General features: G+C 70.8%; 1 protein-coding gene. It reads right to left on the reverse strand.

All coding sequences use genetic code 11. From position 1 onward, the window contains the following. The coding region (locus GTW58_RS13940) for a lyase family protein (RefSeq protein ID WP_245195285.1) at positions 1-527 on the reverse strand (527 nt) is incomplete at both ends.

The following is a 527-nucleotide window of genomic DNA, read 5'->3' on the forward strand; positions in this document are numbered from 1 at the left end:
GGGGGGGGACCCGGCCAGAGCCCCTGCCCCGTAGGGGGAGACCGCCGCGCGGGCGCCCCAGTCCACGAAGCGTTCGACGTCACGGACCATGGCCCAGGCGTGTGCCAGGAGATGGTGGGACAGCAGGATCGGCTGCGCGTGCTGCAGGTGCGTACGCCCCGGCATGGGTGCATACGGGTGGGCCTCGGCCTGAGCGATCAGGGCGCGCACGACGTCCAACAGGTTCTTGGCGATGATCGAGGCATGATCCCGCAGATACATCCGGCCCAGGGTCGCGATCTGGTCGTTGCGGGAACGTCCCGCGCGCAACTTGCCGCCCAGCTCGGTTCCGGCGCGTTCGATCAGTCCACGTTCCAGGGAGCCGTGCACGTCCTCGTCGGACTCTGCGGGGACGTACTCGCCGGACCGCACGTCGGCCTCCAGCCGGTCCAGGGCATCAATCATCCCCGCGGGTTCGGCGTCGTCGGGCAGGCCCCCGCGGTGCAAGACCCGAGCGTGGGCACGGGAGCCCGCAATGTCGTACGGCG

The organism is Kocuria subflava, from assembly GCF_012163155.1.
Taxonomy (GTDB): domain Bacteria; phylum Actinomycetota; class Actinomycetes; order Actinomycetales; family Micrococcaceae; genus Kocuria; species Kocuria subflava.